We start from the raw sequence: 21675 nt of genomic DNA, 5'->3' as shown, positions 1-21675 counted from the left end.
AATTACTCCCATACCAGCATTTGCAGGCTGGTTTTGACCGGTACTTCTAGTCCGTTCGTGCCTTTCAGCTCGGTAACTTTGCCGCTGAGTGGGTCATGCAAAGTCGCCTTGCTGATGTTGGGTAAGGTCACCTTGCCGCCGCGTGCGGCCCAAAATAGCCAGAGATGGCGACCGTCTTCCCGAGTCCAGCCGATGCTGAAGGTGCCGCCCGGAAGCTCATGGGCAACCGGTGGATCTGCCGGGATCAAGCGTGGTCCGGTTATCTTTAGGAAGCGCTGCAACGCCAGATAGACCGGTTTTGGGTTGCCTTCCAGATCAATCAGGCCGTAATCGCGATCCCGCACACTCGCACGCTGATCAAGATCGCTCAGGGTGAACAGAAAAATTCGGTCGTAATCCAGTGCACTCATCAGTGCCAGGCGCCGCAATACATAATCGGCCTGGCCACTCAGACCGATGATGTCCTGAGCTTCTTTGGGCCCTTTGTAAGCTGACCAGCCCCATTCGGTGCTCCAGATTTCCGGTACGCCGCTGTTGCGCAAAGCCCGGTTAATAAAGTTGGCCTGAGCTACGAAGTTGAGCAGTGACGGATGGTTACCTTCCGGCAATTGGGTATAGGGATGATAGGCGGCGATGGTGCCCAGGTTCTGTACGCCCAGTTCACCGAGCTCATTGAACATGGTCTGACCGTTGGGCATTTCGCTGAAGAAGGCCATACCGGCAGCCACTACTGGCTTTTCTGGGGCAACCTGACGCAAGGCAATGGTGCTGGCCTGCAGTAGCTGGGCGTAGCCTTGCGGGTCGGCTTCTGGGCGCCAGAAACCGATCAGGTTCGGCTCATTCCACACCTGCCAGGCAGCCACGCTGGGATAACGATCAGCCAGCATGGCCATGCGCGAGGCAAATAATTCGGGTGTTTTGGGTGGGAACTGATCCTGATAAGGCGAGGAAACTGGGGCTGTGGTGGCAAACCGCGCGGAGCCGACCAGGTAAAACATGGCTTTGAGCTGGCGTGCTTCCAGGTCTTTGACCAATTGATCGAGTGAGGCCACGCGGTAATCGTTTTCGGCCACTTCAAGCTGATCCCAGTGCAGGTCAATCCGCACCCAGTTCAGCCCCAGTGCTTGCAAACGATCGATCTGTTTCTGATAGCGATCAGGGCTGAACCAGAGGAACTGGGCGTTGACCCCAAGAAAGTCTTTCCAGACAACTTCACGGGGGGCTCTGAGCTCCTGAATTTCAGCGTCGGCTTTGCGGCTAAGCAGGCTCGATATGAGCAGGGCGAGCAGAATGATCAGAATCGCGGTAAACAGAATGCCACGACCGTTTTTCATGATCGGGCCTCAAGCAGCGTGTTGAACAGGTCATAGAAATGCTGGGCAGTGTTGCTCCACAAGCGCTGCTTACCAATAACCTGAGCGTGGTCTGCCCATGCTTGGGCCAGGCCCGGTGTGTGTGCAAGGGTGCGCAGTTGTTGGGTGAGCGCACTGACATCGCCTTGCCGGTAGAGGCTGCCATTGCCGAGTGCGACTTCCTCTGCGAATGCTCTGGCGTCGGAGGTAATCACCCCGCGACCGCACGCAGCGGCCCACGACAGCGCGCCGCTGGTGCCGCGTTGACGACCGAGCAGGGCCAGTTTTTTTGATTCACGGTAAGGCAGCACCATCACATGATGGGCCTGAATGGTTTGCGCAATGTGTTCGGTGGGCAGGTTCAGCTTCCAGTCGATAGCGTGGCTCAGGTCCAGGTCGTTGATCAGCTGTTCCAGTTCCTGCAAGTAGTTGCCCCTGACCCCAAAGGCCATTTCGGCGGCGGTGCCACCGGCCAGGGTCAGGCGCGTGCTCTGACGCAGTTCAGGGTGCGCGGCAAACAGGTTCGCCAGTGCCTGGAGCAAATCTTCTATGCCTTTTCCGCGGTAAATAAAACCGAAGTAGAGCAGGCGTAAGGGCTCCATCGGCGGCAATGGGGCCGGCGGGATGTGCACGTTGCCGTGGTAAATCACCTCGACCTTGCTGGCGTCCAGGTGCATGCGTCTGGACAGGCTGTCAGCTCCTGTGTGGGTGAGGGTGATCAGACGATTGAGACGCTGGGCCAGCCGGCGTTCTTCACTCAGTGTCATCGGGTCCGCTAGCACCACAGCAGCCTGAGGGAATGGACTGGGCAGTCGCTCAAGCAGGGACAGAGGGAAGGGCAATCGCTCACGTCGCCACACCAGACGCTCCGGATCATGCACGGTGGCGGTGAGTGGCAGTTGCGGAAAATGCTTGCGTAGTTCTCGCAGCGCAGTGAATTCAGTCAGGCGTCCGCCACCGAGCTCGGCATGAACCAAATCTATGCCGTGCCAGTTAATGGCCTCCAGTACGCTTTTAACGTTGTTGCTGTTGATTGCCGTGCCTTTGAGTGGAGTGACGACTTCAACCCCCAACGCCATCAGGGCGTTGCGAAAGTTATTGGCGTAGTCGGCAATCCCGTTTTTCTCTGGCGGCAAGGGAGCCAGCAAAGCAATTCGCATTAAAACGCGCTCCTGTATCGGGCAATCGCCTGCAGGACTTTTGCCGGCACTTCAAAACGTCGGCGGTTGATAATGATGCCATCCACTTTGCCGAACGCGGTGCCGAGAATCGACAGGGCATTTTGCACCACCGGCACCGTGCTCTTCTGGGCTTCTACTACCAGGGCAATCAGGTTGGCCTGGCGCAGTTTGGTGAATGCACCGCTGCTGCTCGTCAGTGCCGGAGCATCCAGTAGCAGTACTTCGCCGGGCTGTGCCGGGCCACCCTCACGGCGGACGTTGATGCCGTTCTCTTCAAGCACCTGTTGCAGCTTGTTAATGACGAAACTGACGCCCTCGCCAGGACGCGCCGCAACCAGTCCAAGCGTAAGTCCGCTCTGCTCAATCTGCTGGTAAGGCAGCAGGCTGTAGAGGCGATAAATGCTGGCGGTAAAGGCATTGCTGTGAGCGGAGGATGTATCTTGCTCCGGGATGGTGCTCCACAGCGGCAGGCCGAGTTTTTCTTCAGTCAGGCCACCATCGTGGATGCGTTGATCCAGCAGATAGCACAGATAAACCACCAACAATCCGACAGCCAAGCTGAAAGGCAGGGCCAAAAACAGCATTAGCAAGGTCTTCGGAAACACCCGTCCTGGGTTATAGGTGGCTTCTTCGATCACTGAAATATTGCTGATCTGGCTGTTGTCCAGCTCGCGGTCAATACGGGATTTTTCCAAGCTTTCAACGTACAGCCTGTAGTTGCGTTCGGCGGCCTGCAACTCGCGGTTCAGGCGTGCCAGCGTCGGCTCCAGGGCCATGGCTTCGCTGCGCTGAGCCTCCAGTTCGGCCAACTGTTTATCCTGCTCGGTCAGTTGACTCTTGAGCGCTGCGTTGTTGCTGCTTTCATCCAGCAGGACACGCTGCAGATGGATGGACAGGGTGTTCGGGGCGCGGTCTTCTGAACTCTGGACGGTATCACCCTCGAGGCTGACCTCTTTCTCCAACGCTGCAATGGAGGCATTCAGGGCCTTAACCGGTGGGGCGTTATCGGTGTAAGTGCGCAGCATATCTGCGCGCTCAAGACGCTTCTGGTTGAGCAAGCGGCGCAGGTCCTGTTGCGCTGGGTTCAGGGCAATCTGGCGGACTGTAACCACCTCGCCAGGCAAGGTTTTCAGTTGCTCGCGGGTACTGTTTAGCGCGCTGTCAGATGAGGCCAGCAGGCGAATTGTGTTAAAGCGCTCACCGCGCAGGATATTGATGCGCTCAGACAGGTCTTGCAGGCGGTCTTCGATGCTCGCTGCGCCGATGGTGTTGAGCAGGTCGAGAATCTGTTCTTTGTACTGCTTGATCTGTGCGGCGGAGTCGGCGGTCTGATTCTCATAGAACACGTACAGGCTCTTACGCCCAAGGGCCTGGGTGCGCTCCTTCAGATAAATATCAACCCAGGCTTCAACCACTGCCTGCGCAACTTCCGGCTCGCTCCAGGAAAAACTGATTTCCATCACGGTAGAGCCGGGTTCATGGGTGACTGAGAATTTCTTTTTGAGGTCTTTGGCCAGACGTTCCAGGGCCGTGGTTTCTTCGATAATGCCGACGGTTTCCAGGGTGACGCGAATCCCATTAAAGACCGCACCAATGGCTTTCTTCATATAGAACTTGGTGCGTTTCCACAGGCCTTCCGGTGGCGGCTGATTGGCCAGCACCTCAAGGTAACGCTCGGCAACCTGGCGGATGATCGGACGGCCTGTGAGCATCAGCTCTTCATCCACGATCGGGTCACGCTGGGTGCTCGGCATGACCAGGGTCTGACGGTCACTGACCTCAATCGGCATGGTGGAGTCGCGGCCGGGTTTAACCAGCAGTCGGGCAGTGGACTCGTATTTGGGGGGCAACAGGAAGGCACCCAGGATGATGATGACCAGAGCACTCAGTGCAGCCAGGCGGAATTCGCGTTTGAAAATAAACAGCAGCCGCAGCAAGTCACGTAATGAACGAATTTCAATCATGGAACTGCGCCGCCTTAGTTATCGTTGATGGTGTAGCTGAAGCCAACACCCATGGACTTGGTGAAAGGCAGCAACTGGTTGAGGTAAACATCAACCCCTTCGATGCGGTCTCCAACCATGGATTTGGGCACGAAGATGATGTCGCCACGCTGCAGCGGCAGGCTCTTACGCCCTTCTGGGCCGGTTGCGAGCAACTGGCTGAAATCTAGGAAGAACGCGTTGTAGCGGCCGTTTTCGTCTTCACGCAGCAGCGCCACTCGGCGCGCATCTCCAACCGGGAGAATGCCGCCAACGCCGAGGATTGCTTGCTCCATGTTGTTGGCAAGCGGAATAGGTACCGCCGACGGATTACGCACTGCGCCGCCGACGAACACGGTATTACCCGGGGCTTGGTTGATGTTTACGGTGACGCCGGGCTCGCGGTAGATATCCGCCAGCTTGGTGCGCAATTCATCGGCAATGTCCTGCGGGGTTCGGTTGACGGCCTGGACGCGGCCGATAAAGGGGTAATAGAAGCTGCCGTCGGTTAGCACGGTATATAGGGTCAGCTCATAGATAGTGCTGGTGTTTATCGCAGACAGCGTCGGCATTTCGCCTGAGTCCCGTACGATCCTGAGGGTGTCGCCTACACGTATGCGCTCAATTGCCGGAGGCAGCTTGGCAAGCTCAGTCAAAGCCAGTTTGCCCTGGTCAACCGTGTCGCTGTCCGGCACTGGAATCCGGGCCGGTGTGTTGCACGCAGCGAGAGCCATCAAGGCAAGCATGAGTAATGGGCGCTTCATGTGGGGACACTTCCTCAGGTTGCGAACTTCATTTCCAGTAGCCTGGAAACATGCTGATTCGTCGTTTTAGGGATTGCGGCAGCCGCTGTTCGGCCTGGCCGAGGCGATAGCCAACAAGCTTCAAAAAAGTGCGGATAACCACTTCAGGCAGCAGGTGGTATGCGCGGACGCTGAAAAGCGCTGACACCTCCTGGCAGAAGTAACGCAATCCTTCATTCTTGGCTCCGCCAAACGCGGCGCGAATCCAGCGTTCTCTGCCGTAGAAAACGCCAATGTCGAAATAGCGCCGGAACTCTTGCAGGAGGCTGTAGTTATGCGAGTGATACACCTCGGCGTTGGCGGCGTAGCGTACGGCGTAGCCATTGAGTAGCAGGCGTGCGGCCACATAGGCATCCTCGCTGCCGATGGCGTCCTCAGGAAACCCTCCGGACTGCGCTAAGGCCTCTCTGCGATAGGCTGCAAATGAGTCTGAGCTGAAGCAGGTTTTAATGCCCAACTCGTCGGCATCCTCGCGGCGCTTGGTACGGCTGTGTGGCGGGTAGTTGAACTGCCGCGACTGTGCGCTCAGCAGGCAGGCATCTTCATGGGGTAGCTGGCGGCCGTAAGCGACGCCGATATCGGCTTCCGAACAGAGTTCGTCCAGCAGGTTGGCAAAGCTGTCTGGCGAGGTGGGGATGGCGTCCTGGGTCATGTAGATCAGCACATCCGCATCCACTTGCTGGCTGGCCCAACGCCGTGTGCCACCGTGGTTGAAGGATTCCGCCGGGATTACTTCAACCTGCGCGCCAAATTCGCGGTAGCGCGCCACGGTATTGTCTGTTGAGCTGCTGTCGACAACAAAAATCTGATCAGGCTGGCGGGTTTGGGCTGCCAGGGCGGCAAGCAGGCGGTCAAGGTGTGGGCCAGCATTTCGGGTCGGGATAATCAGGGCAACGCGCATCATGCTTGCCCCCCGTTCTCGCCGTGGCTGCGGCCATAGATGTCCTCGAAGCGCACGATGTCGTCTTCGCCCAGATAAGCGCCGCTTTGCACCTCGATGATGACCAGATCAATCAAACCCGGATTGCTCAGGCGGTGCTTGTGTCCAGCCGGGATAAAGGTGGATTCGTTGGTGTTGAGCAGGAACTGTTGTTCGCCGTTAGTGACCTGAGCCGTTCCACACACCACGATCCAGTGTTCACTGCGGTGGTGGTGCATTTGCAGGGAGAGTGAGGCACCGGGTTTGACCACGATCCGTTTGATCTTAAAGCAGCAGCCTTCTTCAAGAATTGAGTAGGTTCCCCACGGGCGGCTGACGGTGCGGTGCAGGCGGAATGCATCATGGCCGCGCTGTTTTAGCTCTTGGGCAATGCCTTTCACCTCTTGCGCACGTCTGGCGTCAGCCACCAGAAGGGCATCTGGCGTATCGACAATAAGAAGATCCTTAACCCCGAGTGCAGCAACCAGGCGTTTGCCTGAATCGATATAGCAGTCGTGCACGTCTTGGAGCACGGCTTCGCCGAGCACCTGATTGCCGTTGTCGTCAGACGGGTAGGTTGCACGCAGCGACTGCCAACTGCCTACATCGCTCCAGCCAAGGGAGCAGGGGATCACGGCAACGTTTTCGGCACGTTCCATCAGTGCGTAGTCGATGGACAGATCGGGAGCGTTGGCAAAAGCAGTGCTGTCCAGCTCTCGCTGTGTATAGGTGGGCGTCTGGGTTTGACTGCCAGCCTCGAAAGCTGCTTGAGTCGCCTGCAGAATTTCGGGGGCATGGCGTTCGAAGGCGTTCAAGATGGCCCCGGCCTGAAAACAAAATATGCCGGCATTCCAGAGGTGACGACCGCTGTTGAAATAGCTGATGGCAGTGGCCAGATCAGGTTTTTCGACAAAGCGCTCAACCCGATAGCCTGGGTTCAAGGGGGCACCTTGTTCGATATAACCAAAGCCGGTTTCGGCGTGTTCAGGCGTGATGCCAAAGGTAACCAGATGCCCTGCGTTCGCCAGTTCCTGAGCCTGGCTTACGGCCTGGGCGAAAGCGGCTTGGTCAGCAATCAGGTGATCTGCCGGAAGGACCAGCAGTTGCGTCTGCTCACCGTAGTGCTGATGTACATGCAAGGCAGCAGCGACAATCGCTGGTGCGGTATTCCGGGCAAAGGGCTCAAGCAGGAAGTCATGTGCGAGGGGGGGGCAGCTGACCTGCTGATAGTGATCCAGCGTCTGGAACAACAGCTCGCGATTCGTCACGGTGAGCACGCAGGTGACGCCAGGGAGCTGTGCAGCTCTCAGATACGTTTTTTGTATCAGGCTCTGGTCATCATTGAGGCGGATGAAAGGCTTGGGCAGGCTCTCGCGGGATACAGGCCAAAGTCGGGTACCTGACCCCCCTGAAATAATGCAGGGGACGAGAAGAACAGCATCTTTCATATGCACTTCCTTGTTAAAAACCCTGGCCATCATGGCCATTGAAAACGACGTAAAAATCGCTGGGCTTTCAGGCCCATAAAATGGGCTGGAAATGCCTCATGCGATGACAGTGCGGACCTGTTGATGGCCGCATGCACGCGCAAAAAATGCTTCAGTTATATGGAAAGTCGCAGGATCGCTTATGCGTTAGGTTGTTGTAGCGATTAATGCTGCAGGCTTGGTTTAAAGCCTTATGACGCCTGGATTCCAACTCCTAATGCCCTGAATGAGTTTAATGTTTTTTATTCATAGGGCGTCAATAAAACATCAGTCAAAAATATGACGTGAAAATGGTGTTAATTTTTTGTGCAGTCATTTTCCCGTCGCGACTCTATCTTGTCCATACGTCCGACAAGGTATATGCATAGATTTTTCTGATTGACTTTGTTTTATTGATTGGAAATGACGTGCAAAAACGGAGTGTTGTGCCTATCAGCTCCAGCTGAGGCCTTAAGGGGGGAGATGACTGTGGATGGTGAGGAACTGCGAGGTGCGGTGCTGGAACAGGAGGAGTCAGGGCCGCATTGAAAGGGAGGCGGACACAGCACGGCGAGCAAGGAAGGACTGGCCGCGCTTGCAGCGCGGCCTTGGGAAGGGTTAGTGCGTACTGCCCTCAGCTGGCATGGCCAGCAGTTGTTTTTCCATATTCCAGTCAAACGGCTCATCGTTTTCTTCAGCCTGGAAGCGACGCTCATCGAGTGTCTGATACATCTCGATTTCTTCGTCGGGCATAAAGTGCAGGCAGTCGCCGCCGAAGAACCACAGCAGGTCGCGGGGAACCAAATGAGCGATTTGCGGGTAACGCTGGAAGATCTGGCTGATCAGGTCCTGGCCCAGGTATTGGCTGGCATCAGGGTCATTCGGCAGGTCTGCCAGAAGCTCGTCAAAGCGTTCAACAAACAAGGCGTGGCTGTCATCGAGAATCTGCTCGGCTTCGCCCAGGGCCACCAGGATGGTACGCAGATGCTGTAGCAGGGAGAGGTGGTGTTCGAGGTGAGGGTTGGCCATGACGCTGTCCTGTAGGTAAAACGGGCGCGCAAGTATAAAGCTCGCGTCGCCCGCTGTCCTGTCAGTTATCTATCAGTCTTTAGCGAATACTTCCGGGATGCAGGCTCAGTTCCTCCTTGCTGAAATCATCGACATCAATGACGGCGCGCCGGGCGCTTTCTGCATCTTTCAGCGTCGCAGCCTCTTGATCTGTGATCACCCCAGCCTCAAGCGCAGCATCAATTAATGACTGACCGGGGTTCACAGCAAACTCGCCGGATTTATGGGCTTTATGCAGCTTTCTGCTCATCGCTTTGGAGGCTTGAAGCAGAGTGTGCGCATTCACCAAAGCACCTACGGCGTCGTCCGCTTGTGTTGGCCGATAGCAACCTTCAAGCACGGCCTCCAGTGCGGCATCGCCAGATTGACGGCCGAGTATTTCTGCTACTTGGGCATCCAGTGCGTCGCTCGGCCCTTTGTGTCTGCGCCCAAACGGTAATACCAGTAGTCGCAGTGCACAGCCCAGCCACTTGTTCGGGAAGTTGTGCAACAGACCTTCCAACGCCTGTTCAGCCTGGCTCAGGCTTTCTTCCAGTGCCCAGCGCAGCAGGGGCTGTAAATGCCCTGGATAACCGAGATCGTGATAGCGTTTAAGGGCCGCCGAGGCGAGGTAGAGATGGCTGAGTACGTCACCGAGGCGGGCAGACAGGCGTTCGCGGCGTTTAAGCTCACCGCCGAGGATCATCATGCTGGTGTCCGCCAGAAGGGCGAAGGCTGCGGCCAGACGGTTCAGCGCACGGAAATAAGGGCGGGCTACAGCATCGCCCGGAGCCTTACTGAAAATGCCGAAACCAAGGCTTAGCAACAGGCTGCTGGCGGCGTTGCTGACGGCAAAGCCAATGTGCTCAAGCAAAAGCTGATCAAACTCCCGTAGCGCTTCTTGCTGGTCGTCACGGCCCGCAAGGGACATTTCACGGAGCACGTAAGGGTGGCAACGGATAGCTCCCTGACCGAAGATCATCAGGTTGCGTGAAAGGATGTTGGCACCTTCCACCGTGATGAAGATCGGGGCACCTTGCCAGGAGCGGGCCAGATAATTGTTTGGACCCATGATGATGCCCTTGCCGCCATGCACATCCATGGCGTGGCGGATGCATTCACGGCCGCGCTCAGTCAGGTGGTATTTGAGAATGGCTGAAAGGACGGAGGGTTTCTCACCCAGATCGACTGCGTTGGCCGTGAGGATTCTCGCACTGTCCATCAGCCAGGCATTACCGCCAATCCGTGCCAGCGCTTCCTGAATGCCCTCAAAGGCTGATAGGGGCACGCTGAACTGCTCGCGTATCTCGCTGTACTGACCAGTGGTCAGACTGGTGAATTTGGCCGCGCCGGTGCCCACCGCAGGCAGCGAAATGGAGCGCCCAACAGATAGGCAGTTCATCAGCATCATCCAGCCTTTGCCGAGCATCTCGCGCCCGCCAATCAGGTAGTCCAAGGGGATGAAGACATCTTTGCCCGAGTTGGGCCCGTTCATAAACGCAGCGCCTAAGGGCAGGTGACGGCGGCCAATTTCAACGCCTGGGGTGTTGGTGGGAACCAGTGCAAGGCTGATGCCCAGTTCTTCCTGATCACCCAATAGGTGCTCAGGGTCATAGGCTTTAAAGGCCAGGCCCAACAGTGTCGCCACCGGGCCTAGGGTGATGTAGCGCTTTTCCCAGTTCAGACGCAGGCCGATGACTTCCTCGCCTTGCCACTGGCCTTTGCAGATGATCCCGGTGTCGGGCATGGCTCCGGCATCCGAGCCAGCCAGCGGGCCGGTAAGAGCGAAGCAGGGAATCTCTTCCCCGCGGGCAAGGCGCGGCAGGTAGTGATTACGCTGCTCATCGGTGCCGTAATGCAGTAGCAGCTCTGCCGGGCCCAGGGAGTTGGGCACCATTACAGTGGAGGCCAGATCGCCAGAACGGGTCGCCAGCTTCATCGCGACCTGCGAGTGAGCGTAAGCCGAGAAGCCCTTGCCGCCATACTCCTTGGGAATAATCAGGGCGAAGAATCCGTGCTGTTTGATGTGCTCCCAGGCTTCGGTCGGCAAGTCCATGTGTTGGCCAATCTGCCAGTCGCTGACCATCGCGCAGAGTTCTTCGGTGGGGCCGTCAATGAAGGCCTGTTCTTCTTCTGTGAGCTGGGCTTTGGGGTAATTGAGCAAGGTATCCCAGTTGGGGCGGCCGCTGAACAGTTCACCGTCCCACCAGACAGTTCCGGCTTCAATGGCGTCACGCTCGGTATCCGACATCGGCGGCAAGACGCGCTTGAACCAGCTGTACAGCGGTTGGGTGAATAAGCGTTGGCGATGTTGTGGTAATAGCAGCGGCAAGGCCACGGCTGCCAGTGCCACCCAGAAGATCACCTGCAACCAGACGGGTATATTGCTCAACAGTGCTGTCAGGATCAGGAAGCCGGCCACCATTGCAATGGCTGGCAAGGGCGCGGCGCGGCGATGAGCCAGTAAGGCAATGCCGAGCACTAATACGATTAACCAGAGAACAAGCATGCATATTCCTCCATGATGATGTGCAAAACACTGTCATCAGCATAGTCACCCTTGTTGGCGACATGAGCGGTGAGCTTGGCAGAATCGTCATGGCATGGGTCGGATTCGTCTGAGTAGACTGAATTATCAGCCCCGGAGAAGCCTAATGCGCGAATACCTCGAGCCCAGCCGATTCATTGATAGTGACCACCCGGCAGTGGTCGAGTTCGCCGAGCAAGCCCGTGGCTCTGCTGTAGAGCCACAGCAGCTGGCGATCAACCTCTATTACGCCGTGCGTGACCGAATACGATACAACCCTTATGTCTTCAGCCGAGATGAGGAAACACTTAAAGCCAGCTGGGCCGCCCAGGCAGGAGAGAGTTATTGCGTGCCTAAGGCCATGCTGCTGGCTGCTTGCGCCCGCCATTGCGGTATTCCGGCGCGCATTGGTCTGGCGGATGTGCGTAATCACCTGTCAACGCCGCGCCTGATTGCCTTACTCCGCAGCGAAGTGTTTGCCATGCACGGTTACACCGAGTTGTACCTGAATCAGCGCTGGGTCAAAGCGACTCCCGCGTTCAACCTCACCCTGTGTCGCCTGTTCAAGGTTGAACCCTTGGAATTTGATGGCGTCACTGACAGTGTTTTCCATGAGTACAACACCAAAGGCCAGCGGCATATGGAGTACCTGCATGATCATGGTCAGTTTGCCGATCTTCCTGTAGAGCGCTTCTTTGGCCATTTGGCGGCCTGTTACCCGCACCTGTTCAGCGATATGTACCTGACGTTGGATGGCGATATGGCCGAAGAGGTTGCCTTGTCCTGAGGAGAGCTGAGCCGGTATCGACCAGCTTGATGGCTAAGATCAGGATATTTGTACAACTGCCTCAGCCCAGCTGTGTAGTCTATGTGCCAGTGCCGCCGAGCGTTGAGCGCATCCGATTAGGTTTTAAATTGCGCTAATTTCTGTTCGGACGACTCTCTACTACGGTTCTGTTTAAGCTGACGCTAGAATTGCGCGCTTTTCAGCGCGCTAATTGTTGCGCGTTCATTTTCTTTGCAGGTGTGCTGATTTTTATGAGTACTGCTCTTTCCATCCGGCAGTTGACCAAAACTTACGGTAACGGATTTCAGGCACTCCATGGGATTGACCTGGATGTCGCTGAAGGGGACTTCTTTGCCTTGCTCGGCCCTAACGGTGCCGGTAAGTCGACCACAATCGGGATTCTTTCAACGCTGGTGACCAAAAGCAGTGGCACGGTCAATGTGTTTGGTAACGATCTGGACAAACAGCCTCTGGCGTTAAAACGTTGCTTGGGTGTGGTGCCGCAGGAGTTCAACTTCAACCAGTTTGAGAAGCCCTTCGATATCGTGGTGACGCAGGCGGGTTACTACGGAATTCCGGCCCGCATCGCCAAGGAGCGTGCCGAGCAGTATCTGACTCAGCTGGGGCTGTGGGGCAAGCATGACGTACCGTCGCGGCAGCTCTCAGGTGGCATGAAGCGTCGTTTGATGATTGCGCGGGCGCTGGTGCATCAGCCGCGCCTGCTGATTCTCGATGAACCCACTGCCGGCGTTGATATTGAGCTGCGCCGCTCAATGTGGGGCTTTTTGACTGAGCTGAATGAGCAGGGCATCACCATCATTCTGACGACTCACTATCTGGAAGAGGCCGAACAGCTGTGCCGCAATATCGGCATCATTGATCACGGTCGTATTGTCGAAAACACCAGCATGAAGGAGCTACTCAAGACCCTGCATGTGGAGACATTCCTACTGGATTTGGCGGAGCCGCTGCTGACTACTCCGCAATTACAGGGCTATCCGGCGAAAGTGGTTGATGCTCAAACCTTGGAAGTCCAAGTGGAAAAGAGCTTGGGTATCACCGAGTTGTTCCGCCAGTTGGCGCTGCAAAATATTCAGGTGCTCAGCCTGCGTAACAAGTCCAACCGCCTTGAAGAGTTGTTTGTGTCGTTGGTTGAAAAAAATCTTCAGAAGGTGGCGCTATGACCGCGTATGAGCAGGGTTCCGAATTCAAAGCGAACATGGTGGCGCTGCACACGATTGTGGTGCGTGAAATTCGTCGCTTCACCCGAATCTGGCCACAAACGCTGCTTCCTCCTGCGATCACCATGGTGCTGTACTTCGTGATTTTCGGGAATCTGATCGGCAGCCGGATCGGCGATATGGGTGGCTTCACCTATATGGAATACATCGTGCCGGGCTTGATCATGATGTCGGTGATCACCAACTCCTACGGTAACGTCGTGTCGAGCTTCTTTGGTAGCAAGTTTCACCGGTCCATTGAAGAGCTGATGGTGTCACCTGTATCACCTCATGTGATCCTCAGCGGCTATGTGATTGGTGGCATTTTGCGCGGGCTGGCGGTGGGGCTGATCGTGACCGTGCTGTCGCTGTTTTTCACTCATCTGCAGGTGCATCATCTGGGGATTACCGCGTTGGTGGTCGTACTGACCGCTGCGATCTTCTCCATGGGTGGCTTTATTAACGCCGTTTTTGCACGCAACTTCGATGATATTTCGATTATCCCGACGTTTGTGTTGACCCCGCTGACTTATCTGGGCGGCGTGTTTTATTCCATTACCTTGTTGCCAGCGTTTTGGCAGACCGTTTCCCTGGCCAACCCGGTCCTGCATATGGTTAACGCCTTTCGCTACGGAATTCTCGGCGTCTCGGATATCAGTATTGGTGTGGCCATTGGCTTTATGGTGGCGGCTTCTGTGGTGCTGTATCTGGTCTGTATCCGCCTGTTGGTCAGCGGAAAAGGCATGCGCCAGTAGGGCTCTGGCACTCATTGGCTAAAAGCAAAAGCCCGTCGTAATGACGGGCTTTTTTGTGGGGCTGTTGTCGGCTTTGCCGGATCAGTGCACCGGCAATTCAATTCCTTCAAACAGCTCTTCCAGCTCAGTCTTGTTGTGGCACTGAACGGCTTTGGCCAGCACGTCACGGGTGAGGTGCGGGGCGAAGCGTTCAATAAAGTCGCACATAAACCCACGCAGGAAGGTGCCACGGCGGAAGCCAATCTTGGTCACGCTGGATTCGAACAGCTCACTGGCGTCGAGGACAACAAGGTCGGTATCCAACTGAGTGTCCACCGCCATTTTCGCCACAATCCCCACGCCCAGGCCCAGGCGGACGTAGGTTTTGATGACGTCGGCGTCGGCTGCGGTAAACACCACTTTCGGTGTCAGGCCGCGTTGGCTGAAGGCTTCGTCCAGTTTGGAGCGGCCGGTAAAACCAAAAACGTAGGTGACGATGGCGTATTCGGCGAGGGCTTCGAGGGTGAGCTTCGGCAACTTGGTAAGCGGATGTCCCTGAGGAACCACGACGCAACGGTTCCAGCGGTAGCAAGGCATCATGATCAGGTCGTTGAAGAGCTCCAGACCCTCGGTCGCAATGGCGAAGTCTACGGTACCGTCAGCAGCCATTTCCGAGATCTGCATCGGCGTGCCCTGGTGCATATGCAGCGACACGTCAGGATACTGTTTGATGAAGTTGCTGATCACCGGTGGCAACGCATAACGTGCCTGGGTGTGGGTGGTGGCGATGGAAAGGGTGCCTTTCTTCTCGTTGGAGAATTCCTGAGCGATCTGCTTGATGCTCTCGACTTTGCGCAGAATTTCACCAGCAGTGTTGATGATGCGTTCGCCTGCTGGTGTGACACGAGTCAGGTGCTTGCCGCTGCGGGCAAAAACTTCAACGCCCAGTTCGTCCTCCAGCAGGCGTATCTGCTTGCTGATGCCAGGTTGTGACGTATAAAGACTCTGTGCTGTAGCCGATACATTGAGGTCGTGGTGAGCGACTTCCCAGATGTAGCGCAATTGCTGAAGCTTCATATATATCCCTCAAGAACCGGATGACGGCGGCAGGTCATCTGCATTGATATAACCATAGTGGTTATTAAGGCATTAAATCTAGATCATTTTTGTGTAATTGGAAATTTTTCAGAGATGCTTGTGAGCGCGGTGCTGCAGCATCGGAACGAGATACAGCGGAATCTCACACAGCTGGACCAGACGTGAAGCAGTACGTCCAAGTGGAATTCCGGAGTCCGTTCCATGGCTGTGGCTGCCGATAACCAGCATATCTACGCCAAGCTTGCGGGCTTCTTCGAGGATAACGGTGGGGGGATCGCCTTGTACGACGTGTACAGCTTTGATCAGCTTTGAGCCGCGCTCGGTGTCCTGAATTTCTTCCTTGAATCCTTCAAGTACGCGCTTTTTCAGGTCCTTCATCACGCTATTAAGGCCGTTACTGCGTAGCTCTTTGAGTTCATCCGCATCTAGGTAGGTCTGCAGCACTGACTCTGCGTACAGACCCATGGGTTCGACTGCATGGACTACGTAGAGGCTGGCGTTGAAGGAGGAAGCCAGGAAAATCGCATGTTGCAATACATAGGGTGCGTATACGCCCAGGTCGGTTGCATAGAGAATGGAGCGAATCATGCGCTCTCCTTTAGCGGCGTGACTGGCTGGTCTCTTTAGAGTATAGCGGGCGCTTTTCGGTCGGATGGGCAGGGGCTATACGAAAAAACGCGTTCTAGAGAGCTTCTTAATGGGACCGCACTATTAATTAAAGCTGCTGCTCATTACTTATGCCATGTGGAACGTGGCCTGTCGCGACGACATCGCGAGCTCGTTCACAGTGTCCGGCTTGGTCATCAAAGAACACATCGGCACCAAAGGTCTCCAAAATGGAAGACTTATCCAGTCCGCCGAGAAAGAACGACTCATCCAGGCGGATATTCCATTCACGCAAGGTCCGAATGACCCGTTCGTGTGCCGGTGCCGAGCGCGCAGTAACCAGTGCTGTACGGATCGGGCACTGCTCGCTGGGGAATTCCTGTTGCAGGCTGTGCAGGGCAGAAAGAAAGGGTTTGAACGGTCCACCTCCGAGCAGTTGTCGCGCTGACTGGCGTTCGTGGCTCTGGAATGCCTCCAGGCCGCCTTGCTGGTAGACCCGCTCTGATTCATCAGAAAAGAGCACTGCATCTCCATCAAAAGCGATACGCAATTCGTTGCTCGCCGCCCGTCGCGCGCCACCCGACAGGATCGTTGCTGCGGCAAAACCGGATGCCAAAGCTCGGCGCACATCTTCGGCGTGGGTGGAGAGAAATAGATGGCAGCCAAACGCGGCCAGATACGGTTCCGGGCTGCGTCCGCCGACGAAAGCAGCTCTGGAAATGCTCAATCCATAGTGCTGAATAGAGTTGAAGGCACGCAGGCCGGTATCCGCACTGTTACGCGATACCAGAATTACCTCCACCCGTTGCTGCTTCAGGGCGCTGTTCAGGCCCAGCAGCTTTTCGACCAAGGGGAACGCGTCTCCGGGCTGGAGAATCTCTTCCTCATGTTCAATCTGGTACTGGCGGTAGGCATCGACGCCTTCCCGCTCGTATACCTGATGGCTGTCACGCAGGTTGAACAAGGCGCTGGAGGAGATGGCCAGAACCAGTTTGTCGTGAAGTCCCTTGCTCATGGCGTAGTTCCTGTTTGGATTAAGGACGTTGAGCCAGGAAGCGCAGGCTCTGATAGAGCATTTCAGTGCGCGGCATGGCAATGCCTACTTCTCTGGCGGTTTGCAGGGCCACTTCATAAATAGCGTGTAACTCCATCGGCCGTTTCAGCGCAAAGTCGTGGTACATGCTCGGCAGGTAGTCTGGCATACGATCTGTGGCGGCCAACAGCTTGCTGACAAAGCTGTTGGGCATCTGATAACCGCATGCTGTGGCTACATCGACCACTTCCTGCATGATGGCACCGGCCAGTGCGCGGCTGTCGGCGTTCTGCATAATGGCTCTGGTGTCGCTGTCTAACAGGGCGCTGAGGCCGTTGTACGGTGCGTTCCACACCAGTTTCTGCCAGCGTGCTTGATTCAGATTGGCCATGGTTCCACAGTCTAGGCCAGCTGCTTTAAAGAACTCGCAGCCTTCACTGAGGATGGCTTGCTGCTCGCTCTCTTCGATTTTCGGTCCACTGTGATAGACCAGATTGAGATTACCCAGAGACTGGTGTTCGACCACGCCTGGCCCACTACGGTGCGCACAGATGTAGCAGAGGCCGGCCAACAGATGCAGGGAGTCAGGCAGCAGTGGGCGCAGTTCATCTTCAATGCCCAGGCCATTTTGCATCATGACGACTTTGGCGCCTGCAGAGGCCACCTGACTGATGATCGGTGCCAGCTCGGCATTACTGGTGGTCTTGGCGCAGACCAGTAGCCAGTCGCAGGCGGGCATCTCGGCAGTGTTCTGGTAGGCCTGAACTGACTCAAGGGTGAGGTTGCCATGCACGCTACTGTTGAGCTGGAGCCCATCGCGAAGAACCGCCCGGTACTCGCTGCGCAGTAAAAAATGCACGTCGTAACCGGCACGCGCCAGCATCAGGCCATAAAAGCCACCAATTGCACCGGCTCCGATAATGCCGATACGGGGTGTTGGGTTCATCAGGGTAATTCCTCAGCAGGGCGCGACAGGGCGTTGTTCAGCGCCTGGGTTAATGCGGTTGGGTTCATTATGGCCTGAACCGGGCCGTAAAACTGGCCATCTTTGATGGCAAACAAAGCTGGAAGGTGGAAGATCTCATAACGAGAAACCAGCCCGCCGTTATTGCCGGCGTCAATCCAGGCAAGGCGTTCCACAGGCAGCTCAAGATCAGGTAGATGCAGGCGGGCCCAGCGACAGCTGCTGCAGCCAGTACTGGTGAAAATAAGTAGGGTAGTCCCTGAAAGCTCCAGCAGCTGATGATCTGCGTCGAGGTCTGTCAGTTCAAGCTCAGTCACTATACTGCTCTATGTAATGTCCGAATGATGGCTCGGGAGGGATCGACGATGCGTCGTTTTCTGCGTCATCCGACAGAAATGCCTGTTGAGCTGGTACTGCGCAAGCAGCGATTTATACCACGACAGCGCCTGCACAATATAAGTTTGGGCGGTATCGCCTGTAACAGCCCGCGAGGGTTCAGGCGGGGAACAGCCGTGGAAATGCGAATTCCTCTGTTTGGCCCGAATGCCTGTTATCCGGGGCTGGTGGCTTGGAGTCGGAAAGAGGGCGGGCACTATCTGATAGGGATTGCCTTTCTCGATCACGACACCCTGTTCAGGGTACGTATGGTGGAGCAGGTTTGCTGCATTGAGCAGTTCAGGCGTCAATTGGCTGAGGAGTGCGGCTGTCCATGCGATTTTGAAACCGCGGCCCGGCAGTGGATTGAAGAGCATGCTGATGGCTTTGGACTGGCCAACAGCCGGCCTGAATCACCCCTATAGCGGGCCTTTAAGCCTATAAGCCCATTGTCGAAGCAGGGCTATACGCGCTAAGGTTCTGCACCCCGCTGCGCTCGCAACTGCTGCGCTCCGCTTTCGGAAGTGCGCTGGAGGCCGGCAGCCGTACCTGATTACCTACAATAGATGACAAGCACGATGGCTGATTTACCGATTGATGACCTGAACGTCGCCTCCAATGAAACCCTGATCACTCCGTCTCAGCTCAAGCGTGAAATCCCGCTGACTGAAGCGGCTCAGCGCACCGTTACTAACGGTCGTCAGGTAGTTCGCAATATTCTCGATGGTAAGGATCACCGCCTGTTTATCGTCGTGGGTCCATGCTCGATTCACGACATTAAGGCTGCTCACGAATATGCAGCGCGCCTGAAGGCACTGTCTGAAGAGCTGTCCGACACCTTGTACCTGGTGATGCGCGTGTACTTTGAAAAGCCGCGTACCACAGTGGGCTGGAAAGGTCTGATCAACGATCCGTACATGGACGATTCGTTCAAAATTCAGGACGGTCTGCATATCGGCCGCAAGCTGCTGTTGGACCTGGCCGAAATGGGCCTGCCAACCGCAACTGAAGCGCTGGACCCGATTTCCCCGCAGTACCTGCAAGATCTGATCAGCTGGTCAGCCATTGGTGCGCGTACGACTGAGTCCCAGACTCACCGTGAAATGGCTTCTGGCCTGTCCTCGGCTGTTGGTTTCAAGAATGGCACCGATGGTGGTCTGACCGTTGCTATCAACGCCCTGCAGTCTGTTTCCAGCCCGCACCGTTTCCTCGGTATCAACCAGGAAGGTGGCGTTTCCATCGTCACCACCAAAGGCAACGCATACGGCCACGTGGTTCTGCGTGGTGGTAACGGCAAGCCGAACTATGATTCGGTCAGTGTTGCGGTGTGTGAGCAGGAGCTGACTAAGGCCAAGATCAAGCCGAACATCATGGTTGACTGCAGCCACGCCAACTCCAACAAAGACCCGGCGCTGCAGCCGCTGGTTATGGATAACGTCGCTAACCAGATTCTGGAAGGTAACCAGTCCATCGTCGGTCTGATGGTCGAAAGCCATCTGGGTTGGGGTAATCAGTCGATTCCGAAGGATCTCAGCCAGCTGCAGTACGGTGTATCTATCACCGATGCCTGCATCGACTGGGATACCACTGAGAAAACCCTGCGTAGCATGCATGCCAAACTCAAGGATGTGCTGCCTAAGCGCGTTCGCGGCTAACGACTAAGTGCATTGAATCGAGGCTGAAGTCGCTCCGTTCAGGAGCTGGCTTCAGCCGCGAAGTCGTTTCAGGAGGCTGAGTTGCGGGGTTTGCCCCAATTCAGCACCGCCAGCGTCAACAGCCCCGCCACAATTCCCCAGAATGCCGAGCCGACGGTAAACAGCGTCATGCCCGATGCGGTGACAAGAAAGGTGATCAGCGCGGCTTCACGTTCCTCTGGCTCCTGCATCGCCTGAGTCAGCCCGCCGATGATTGACGAGAACAGCGCCAAGGCTGCAATCGACAAGATCAGTGCCTTGGGAAAAGCAGCGAAAAGAGCAGCTAATGTTGCTGCGAAAATTCCAGCGATTGCATAGAAAATGCCGCACCACACTGCAGCGGTGTAGCGTTTTTGCGGATTTTCGTGGGCTTCCGGGCCCGCACAAATAGCGGCGCTGATGGCGGCCATGTGAATGCCGTGGCTGCCAAACGGAGCGAGTAGAATCGAGAGGAGCGAAGTGCTGTTCAGCAGCGGGCTGGCGGGTACGTCATAACCGTTAGCGCGCAACACCGTCATGCCGGGCAGATTCTGTGAAGCCATGGCCACAATGAACAACGGAATACCGATGCTGATTATGGCGGCCAGTGAGAAGGCAGGCGTTGTCCATTCCGGCGTGGCCATCTGCACATCAAAGCCTGTGAAATCCAGCAGGCCGGTTAATCCTGCGTACAGCCCGCCGATAATCAGCGCTGCCAACACTGCGTAGCGTGGCATCAGGCGTTTACCCAGCAGGTAGGCAAGCAGCATGCACACCACTAATAGGGTGTGTTGCTCGGCAGCCATACAGATTTCCAAGGCAATCTTGAATAGCACACCAGCCAGCAGGGCCGCAGCTAACGAGGCGGGAATTCGGCGCATCAGACGGTCGAACGTTCCGGTCAGGCCGATCAACAAAATCAGCGCTGATGCGAAGATATAAGCGCCAATGGCTTCTGCATAGGGAACGCCGGGAAGGCTGGTAATCAACAAGGCGGCGCCTGGTGTGGACCAGGCAATCATCACCGGCACCCGATAGCGCAATGACAGGCCGATACAACCAATTGCCATGCCTATGGACAGTGCCCAGATCCACGAAGAGATTTGCCCGCTGCTCAAGCCAGCGTTGTTACCAGCTTGTAGAAGCAGGGCCAGGGAGCTGGTGAAGCCAGTCAGTACGGCGACAAAACCGGCGACAATTGCAGAAACCGAGGTGTCGGCCAGCGGCCGCAAAGAGGCAGTGCTCGTAGGTTGCATCAGAACAATCCAGAATCGGTCAGGATAGGGTACAGCGAGGCCACAAGCAGCAAGGCCATGCCGATATTGAACATACGCAGTGCTTTCGCATTTGTCAGCCAGCGGCGTAGGAGTGTGCCGGCAGCGGCCCAGAGCCCGACACTAGGTAAATTCACCAAGGCAAACAATGCGGCAATGATGAGTACGTTGGTGGTGAAGTTCTCATGCGGTGCATACGTGGTGATACCGCCAATAGCCATGATCCAGGCTTTTGGATTGACCCACTGAAAAGCAGCCGCCTGCAAAAAGCTAAAGGGTCTGGCGGAGCTTTCACTCTGTACGTCAGGGGTGGCCGCGTTGGCAATCTTCCAGGCCAGATACAGTAAATACGCGGCTCCGGCGTAGCGCAGTAGCGTATGCAGAATGGGGGCTTGATCGAAAAGCTGGCCCAGACCTAATCCAACGCACACCACCAGCAGCATAAAGCCCAGGCTAATACCCAGCATGTGCGGGATGCTGCGGCGGATGCCGAAGTTCACGCCGCTGGCCAGTAACATCATGTTGTTCGGCCCAGGTGTCAGTGAACTGACCAGAGCAAAGAGGACGAAGGCGAGGAGGAGGTCGGTGGTCATAGCTGTATTCTCAGATTAGACGCACAGACTAGGGGGCTGGA

At 56.2% G+C, this 21675-nt stretch carries 20 protein-coding genes; 5 read left to right on the top strand and 15 right to left on the bottom strand.

What is annotated here, in order from left to right; genetic code table 11:
• Nucleotides 1–2: 2 nt before the first annotated feature.
• From AO726_RS00415 to AO726_RS00380, 8 genes are all read right to left on the bottom strand, one after another.
• On the bottom strand, nt 3–1334 hold the full coding sequence (locus AO726_RS00415) for a cellulase family glycosylhydrolase (RefSeq protein ID WP_058066087.1): 1332 nt from the start codon (nt 1332–1334) through the stop codon (nt 3–5).
• A complete protein-coding gene (locus AO726_RS00410) occupies nt 1331–2512 on the bottom strand; it encodes a glycosyltransferase (protein WP_058066086.1) in 1182 nt (393 codons plus the stop codon). The genes AO726_RS00415 and AO726_RS00410 overlap by 4 nt, the downstream gene beginning before the upstream one ends.
• Nucleotides 2512–4497 (bottom strand): GumC family protein, encoded by a 1986-nt coding sequence (locus tag AO726_RS00405; protein ID WP_058066085.1) that lies wholly within the window; start codon nt 4495–4497, stop codon nt 2512–2514. The genes AO726_RS00410 and AO726_RS00405 overlap by 1 nt, the downstream gene beginning before the upstream one ends.
• 14 nt (nt 4498–4511) lie before the next feature.
• Complete coding sequence (locus tag AO726_RS00400; RefSeq protein ID WP_058066084.1) at nt 4512–5279, bottom strand: polysaccharide biosynthesis/export family protein; 768 nt, start codon at nt 5277–5279, stop codon at nt 4512–4514.
• 28 nt (nt 5280–5307) lie between these two features.
• The gene (locus AO726_RS00395; RefSeq protein ID WP_058066083.1) at nt 5308–6219 is read right to left on the bottom strand and encodes a glycosyltransferase family 2 protein; all 912 of its coding nucleotides are present in this window, start codon (nt 6217–6219) and stop codon (nt 5308–5310) included.
• Nucleotides 6219–7685 (bottom strand): mannose-1-phosphate guanylyltransferase/mannose-6-phosphate isomerase, encoded by a 1467-nt coding sequence (locus AO726_RS00390; protein WP_058066082.1) that lies wholly within the window; start codon nt 7683–7685, stop codon nt 6219–6221. The genes AO726_RS00395 and AO726_RS00390 overlap by 1 nt, the downstream gene beginning before the upstream one ends.
• 636 nt (nt 7686–8321) lie before the next feature.
• The gene (locus AO726_RS00385) at nt 8322–8732 is read right to left on the bottom strand and encodes a PA2817 family protein (protein WP_058066081.1); all 411 of its coding nucleotides are present in this window, start codon (nt 8730–8732) and stop codon (nt 8322–8324) included.
• Between the two features lie 79 nt (nt 8733–8811).
• On the bottom strand, nt 8812–11259 hold the full coding sequence (locus AO726_RS00380; RefSeq protein ID WP_058066080.1) for an acyl-CoA dehydrogenase: 2448 nt from the start codon (nt 11257–11259) through the stop codon (nt 8812–8814).
• 145 nt (nt 11260–11404) lie between these two features.
• Here AO726_RS00380 and AO726_RS00375 point away from each other — a divergent pair, with 145 nt between their 5' ends.
• The 3 genes from AO726_RS00375 (at nt 11405) to AO726_RS00365 (ending at nt 14039) form a co-directional block, all read left to right on the top strand.
• Nucleotides 11405–12064 (top strand): transglutaminase-like domain-containing protein, encoded by a 660-nt coding sequence (locus AO726_RS00375; RefSeq protein ID WP_058066079.1) that lies wholly within the window; start codon nt 11405–11407, stop codon nt 12062–12064.
• A gap of 251 nt (nt 12065–12315) precedes the next feature.
• Nucleotides 12316–13248, top strand: coding sequence for an ABC transporter ATP-binding protein (locus tag AO726_RS00370; protein WP_058067049.1), 933 nt, complete (start codon nt 12316–12318; stop codon nt 13246–13248).
• A complete protein-coding gene (locus AO726_RS00365) occupies nt 13245–14039 on the top strand; it encodes an ABC transporter permease (protein WP_058066078.1) in 795 nt (264 codons plus the stop codon). The genes AO726_RS00370 and AO726_RS00365 overlap by 4 nt, the downstream gene beginning before the upstream one ends.
• An 81-nt stretch (nt 14040–14120) precedes the next feature.
• On the opposite strand, the gene cysB is transcribed toward AO726_RS00365, so the two are convergent.
• The 5 genes from cysB to AO726_RS00340 form a co-directional block, all read right to left on the bottom strand.
• Complete coding sequence (cysB, locus tag AO726_RS00360) at nt 14121–15095, bottom strand: HTH-type transcriptional regulator CysB (protein WP_058066077.1); 975 nt, start codon at nt 15093–15095, stop codon at nt 14121–14123.
• 108 nt (nt 15096–15203) lie between these two features.
• Nucleotides 15204–15704: a universal stress protein gene (locus AO726_RS00355; RefSeq protein ID WP_058066076.1), complete on the bottom strand. Its 501-nt coding sequence runs from the start codon at nt 15702–15704 to the stop codon at nt 15204–15206.
• A 127-nt stretch (nt 15705–15831) separates the two neighbouring features.
• On the bottom strand, nt 15832–16737 hold the full coding sequence (locus tag AO726_RS00350; protein WP_058066075.1) for a 5'-nucleotidase: 906 nt from the start codon (nt 16735–16737) through the stop codon (nt 15832–15834).
• Between the two features lie 19 nt (nt 16738–16756).
• Nucleotides 16757–17701 carry a putative 2-dehydropantoate 2-reductase gene (locus AO726_RS00345; protein ID WP_058066074.1) on the bottom strand — a complete coding sequence of 315 codons (945 nt, stop codon included), beginning with the start codon at nt 17699–17701 and terminating at the stop codon, nt 16757–16759.
• Complete coding sequence (locus AO726_RS00340; protein WP_058066073.1) at nt 17701–18036, bottom strand: thioredoxin family protein; 336 nt, start codon at nt 18034–18036, stop codon at nt 17701–17703. The genes AO726_RS00345 and AO726_RS00340 overlap by 1 nt, the downstream gene beginning before the upstream one ends.
• 48 nt (nt 18037–18084) lie before the next feature.
• On the opposite strand from AO726_RS00340, the gene AO726_RS00335 reads away from it, so the two are divergent.
• A complete protein-coding gene (locus AO726_RS00335) occupies nt 18085–18519 on the top strand; it encodes a PilZ domain-containing protein (RefSeq protein ID WP_058066072.1) in 435 nt (144 codons plus the stop codon).
• A gap of 153 nt (nt 18520–18672) precedes the next feature.
• A complete protein-coding gene (locus tag AO726_RS00330) occupies nt 18673–19749 on the top strand; it encodes a 3-deoxy-7-phosphoheptulonate synthase (protein ID WP_058067048.1) in 1077 nt (358 codons plus the stop codon).
• 68 nt (nt 19750–19817) lie between these two features.
• Here AO726_RS00330 and AO726_RS00325 read toward each other — a convergent pair whose 3' ends face one another.
• Both AO726_RS00325 and AO726_RS00320 read right to left on the bottom strand, forming a co-directional pair.
• The gene (locus AO726_RS00325; RefSeq protein WP_058066071.1) at nt 19818–21023 is read right to left on the bottom strand and encodes a benzoate/H(+) symporter BenE family transporter; all 1206 of its coding nucleotides are present in this window, start codon (nt 21021–21023) and stop codon (nt 19818–19820) included.
• Nucleotides 21023–21634 carry a LysE family translocator gene (locus AO726_RS00320; RefSeq protein WP_058066070.1) on the bottom strand — a complete coding sequence of 204 codons (612 nt, stop codon included), beginning with the start codon at nt 21632–21634 and terminating at the stop codon, nt 21023–21025. The genes AO726_RS00325 and AO726_RS00320 overlap by 1 nt, the downstream gene beginning before the upstream one ends.
• Nucleotides 21635–21675: the final 41 nt, after the last annotated feature.

The sequence above is a fragment of the Pseudomonas sp. TTU2014-080ASC genome (assembly GCF_001446935.1).
Classification (GTDB): Bacteria; Pseudomonadota; Gammaproteobacteria; order Pseudomonadales; family Pseudomonadaceae; genus Aquipseudomonas.
This window is presented reverse-complemented; position numbering and strand designations above follow the sequence as displayed.

What these genes read in the sequence shown, in the direction of transcription:
- AO726_RS00365 (WP_058066078.1), top strand. Translation starts at nt 13,245, where the DNA reads ATGACCGCGTATGAGCAGGGTTCCGAATTCAAAGCGAACATGGTGGCG.
- AO726_RS00335 (WP_058066072.1), top strand. Translation starts at nt 18,085, where the DNA reads ATGCGTCGTTTTCTGCGTCATCCGACAGAAATGCCTGTTGAGCTGGTA.
- AO726_RS00415 (WP_058066087.1), bottom strand. Translation starts at nt 1,334, where the DNA reads ATGAAAAACGGTCGTGGCATTCTGTTTACCGCGATTCTGATCATTCTG.
- AO726_RS00395 (WP_058066083.1), bottom strand. Translation starts at nt 6,219, where the DNA reads ATGCGCGTTGCCCTGATTATCCCGACCCGAAATGCTGGCCCACACCTT.
- AO726_RS00320 (WP_058066070.1), bottom strand. Translation starts at nt 21,634, where the DNA reads ATGACCACCGACCTCCTCCTCGCCTTCGTCCTCTTTGCTCTGGTCAGT.
- AO726_RS00375 (WP_058066079.1), top strand. Translation starts at nt 11,405, where the DNA reads ATGCGCGAATACCTCGAGCCCAGCCGATTCATTGATAGTGACCACCCG.
- AO726_RS00370 (WP_058067049.1), top strand. Translation starts at nt 12,316, where the DNA reads ATGAGTACTGCTCTTTCCATCCGGCAGTTGACCAAAACTTACGGTAAC.
- AO726_RS00355 (WP_058066076.1), bottom strand. Translation starts at nt 15,704, where the DNA reads ATGATTCGCTCCATTCTCTATGCAACCGACCTGGGCGTATACGCACCC.
- AO726_RS00325 (WP_058066071.1), bottom strand. Translation starts at nt 21,023, where the DNA reads ATGCAACCTACGAGCACTGCCTCTTTGCGGCCGCTGGCCGACACCTCG.
- AO726_RS00350 (WP_058066075.1), bottom strand. Translation starts at nt 16,737, where the DNA reads ATGAGCAAGGGACTTCACGACAAACTGGTTCTGGCCATCTCCTCCAGC.
- AO726_RS00400 (WP_058066084.1), bottom strand. Translation starts at nt 5,279, where the DNA reads ATGAAGCGCCCATTACTCATGCTTGCCTTGATGGCTCTCGCTGCGTGC.
- AO726_RS00385 (WP_058066081.1), bottom strand. Translation starts at nt 8,732, where the DNA reads ATGGCCAACCCTCACCTCGAACACCACCTCTCCCTGCTACAGCATCTG.
- AO726_RS00390 (WP_058066082.1), bottom strand. Translation starts at nt 7,685, where the DNA reads ATGAAAGATGCTGTTCTTCTCGTCCCCTGCATTATTTCAGGGGGGTCA.
- AO726_RS00345 (WP_058066074.1), bottom strand. Translation starts at nt 17,701, where the DNA reads ATGAACCCAACACCCCGTATCGGCATTATCGGAGCCGGTGCAATTGGT.
- AO726_RS00405 (WP_058066085.1), bottom strand. Translation starts at nt 4,497, where the DNA reads ATGATTGAAATTCGTTCATTACGTGACTTGCTGCGGCTGCTGTTTATT.
- cysB (WP_058066077.1), bottom strand. Translation starts at nt 15,095, where the DNA reads ATGAAGCTTCAGCAATTGCGCTACATCTGGGAAGTCGCTCACCACGAC.
- AO726_RS00380 (WP_058066080.1), bottom strand. Translation starts at nt 11,259, where the DNA reads ATGCTTGTTCTCTGGTTAATCGTATTAGTGCTCGGCATTGCCTTACTG.
- AO726_RS00330 (WP_058067048.1), top strand. Translation starts at nt 18,673, where the DNA reads ATGGCTGATTTACCGATTGATGACCTGAACGTCGCCTCCAATGAAACC.
- AO726_RS00410 (WP_058066086.1), bottom strand. Translation starts at nt 2,512, where the DNA reads ATGCGAATTGCTTTGCTGGCTCCCTTGCCGCCAGAGAAAAACGGGATT.